Source organism: Vibrio sp. 10N.222.49.A3, assembly GCF_041475145.1.
GTDB lineage: Bacteria > Pseudomonadota > Gammaproteobacteria > Enterobacterales > Vibrionaceae > Vibrio > Vibrio tasmaniensis_A.
Window position 1 is genome coordinate 8,574 of sequence record NZ_JBFRVM010000098.1, and the last position, 2,619, is coordinate 11,192.

The following is a 2,619-nucleotide window of genomic DNA, read 5'->3' on the forward strand; positions in this document are numbered from 1 at the left end:
GTGGGTTGCCAGAAGTTATACGGCTCAAATAAGTATTGGAAAGAGCGGTATGGATACCACAGACGTTCACTATCAGAAACAGTGATGTATCGAGTAAAACAGTTGTTAGGAGGGCGATTGAGCTTAAGAAATTACAATTCACAGGTGGGTGAAACTTACGCGATGATAAAACCGTTGAACAAGCTTACTGGGTTAGGTATGCCTGAAACTTGTCGTATTGACTAAAAAGCATGAGAAACGGGGAGACTCTGTTTCTAAACTGAATTACGCAACAAAGCCAATAATTATTGCGAAGGTGTAAATAATTTCTTGGCTTAATTAAAATTGATTTACGCTAGAAAGGCATTGTGTCCTTAACGCACTATAACTAAATATCTTGATATAACTACTCTAAGTGGCAAAGGGTAGAGCACACATATGAATAATTTAATAAAGCACCGCACGGTTTTCATCACCGTTTGATTTGGATTTACATGGCTCGCACCACGTATGAAGGATTTTGATATTTCTTTGTTGCGTAATTCAGTTGAACTAATTTATCGGAACCGATTAAGAGAAACGGATGTGCTATTTGGAGAAATAGTACATCACTGCGCTGAAGTGATGACTAAGGTGAAGTCTCAAAAAAGTGAGGTAAGGACGATATCTGTTTTTATTCCTACTGGAAAATACGACAAGTGTTTGCCTTACTTATAGACGTATATACATTAACTTAGAAACTGGCTTGACTGATTTGGGGCTAACTCTAACAAGTTAGAGCTTAATCGAGCGCTTGAGACCATTAATGCTCGTTTTGAAAAAGGGACGCTGACCTTTGGCTCTCAAAAGGGAGGTTACAGTGAGCAAGGTGGCAGTATCGATATACCCATTCTAGTGACTTACTGACGGGTAAATGTATTTAAAGAATCCTCATTCTTGGCTTCTTATCTCTTAGCTTATTGCTTCTTAGTTTTTTACGTGGGGTGAGAAATAATGAGGTGCTCTTTCCTTAGGCGTGATCCTTCGGGCAAGGCTTTCTCTTGGAGCTTTCATCTATGGCCTAGATTGGCATCACCCTAGTGAGCCACTGCGTGCCGCACCAGAAGGTGCTTCTCTACAAGCTCCTATCGATACAACCCTAAACGCCTGCGCCTCGTCAGTCTTCCTCGTTGCTGTTCGTCGTACCTCCTCACTCATTTCACTGACCTCCATTAAGTTCGAGTAAGGGCTTGTTGCCTTATGTGCCGATTTCCCTTTCGACTTGCATCATTTGATGGGGCTCGCAGGCTGTTTACCGTGCTCGCTCAGAGCCCCAATAACAAGGGTATATGAACGCTTCGCGCCCTTGTTATTGAGAACCATGAGCGCTTGCCGGACAGCCAAGCGGCTCCATAAAAGTGATACTCAAACAAAAAGGAAACTCCTCATGGCACAACGAAACTCAAGCCCAACTCTCTCTAAATCGATGTTCAGCGACCAGCGTTTCGCCGCTGGGCACGAAAGCTCACCAAAAAATGATATCTCCTGCCAGGTCGTTGAACGTGCAGTGCGTTCGACCGTTTCCGCGACTGTTTCAAAGGGACTTATTTGGGTGAATTCAACGGACTTTAATTCGAGCGTTCGAGCGGTTAAAGTGCATGAGATTTTACTTAATGAGTTTGGTTATACCGACTCTTTGATCTTGGAGGAAGGAAATAAAGGAAAAGGGGTGAGTATTGGCGTATGTGATAGAGCTACGACTGTGAAACAGATGCGAGAAGATTACGCCTATGCGAAAAAAGAAGAGAGAAACGTTGAAACGACCGCTAAGCATCAAGCGAGAGCGAAAGATCTTCTGACTATCTTGTATGGCCAATAACACGGACTGAGCGCCGCCCATCACGACTTTAAATATTAAAAGGGATCTATTATGTCTGTACTTGCTAACTACTCTAATCACAGCCTTTTCTCTGTAGAAGAAAAAGATATCTTGCACCATGCCGCGAGCATTTTAAAATCTAAGTTGTTTGTGTCAGAGCAGACGCCACTCAATTCCCCTAAATTGGTGAAGTCATTTTGTCAGGCTTCACTTGCTTCCAATGAAAGCGAAGTGTTTGGGGTGATCTTTCTTGATAGTCAGCATCGAGTTTTACGCACAAAAGAGATGTTTAACGGCACCATTGACACCGCATCCGTTTACCCGCGTGAAGTGGTCAAAGAGTCACTGGCCACAAATGCAAGCGCGGTCATTTTTTATCATAACCATCCCAGCGGTGATGCCACACCCAGTCAAGCCGATCGACGTATTACTCGACGACTGACCGACGCGTTAGCCTTGGTTGATATTCGAGTTCTCGATCATTTCGTGGTGTCTTTTGAAGATGTGGTGTCGTTTGTGGAGCGTGGTTGGATATAGCCATTAGTGAAACATGTCTCTCATTTACGCCTATTCTGGCGTGAATGACTTCCTCATCATAATGCTATAAACTGTAAGCAATTAAATAAGGTTTCTACTATGTCTGAATCAAGCAAAGTCACATTAAGCGTTGAAGAGCTGATCAACCTAACCGCTCATGCTGCCACTCAAGAGCAGTTAAATGATACGCGTAAAGAACTCGATCAGAAGATCGAAGCGGTTCGTCATGAGCTTTCAGATAAAAT

Annotated in this window: 3 protein-coding genes and 1 pseudogene; all 4 read left to right on the forward strand. The window is 43.2% G+C overall.

Translation table 11 applies throughout. From position 1 onward, the window contains the following. A pseudogene (locus tag AB4589_RS17235) lies at positions 1 to 225 on the forward strand (IS5/IS1182 family transposase); the annotation flags it as partial. 769 nt (positions 226 to 994) lie between these two features. After that, positions 995 to 1,204, forward strand: coding sequence for a hypothetical protein (locus tag AB4589_RS17240; RefSeq protein ID WP_133154775.1), 210 nt, complete (start codon positions 995 to 997; stop codon positions 1,202 to 1,204). Positions 1,205 to 1,405: 201 nt separating this feature from the next. Next, positions 1,406 to 1,837, forward strand: a complete 432-nt coding sequence (locus tag AB4589_RS17245) for a hypothetical protein (protein ID WP_102258042.1) — start codon at positions 1,406 to 1,408, stop codon at positions 1,835 to 1,837. 51 nt (positions 1,838 to 1,888) lie between these two features. Next, a complete protein-coding gene (gene radC / locus AB4589_RS17250) occupies positions 1,889 to 2,374 on the forward strand; it encodes a DNA repair protein RadC (protein ID WP_371997718.1) in 486 nt (161 codons plus the stop codon). Positions 2,375 to 2,619 lie beyond the last annotated feature (245 nt).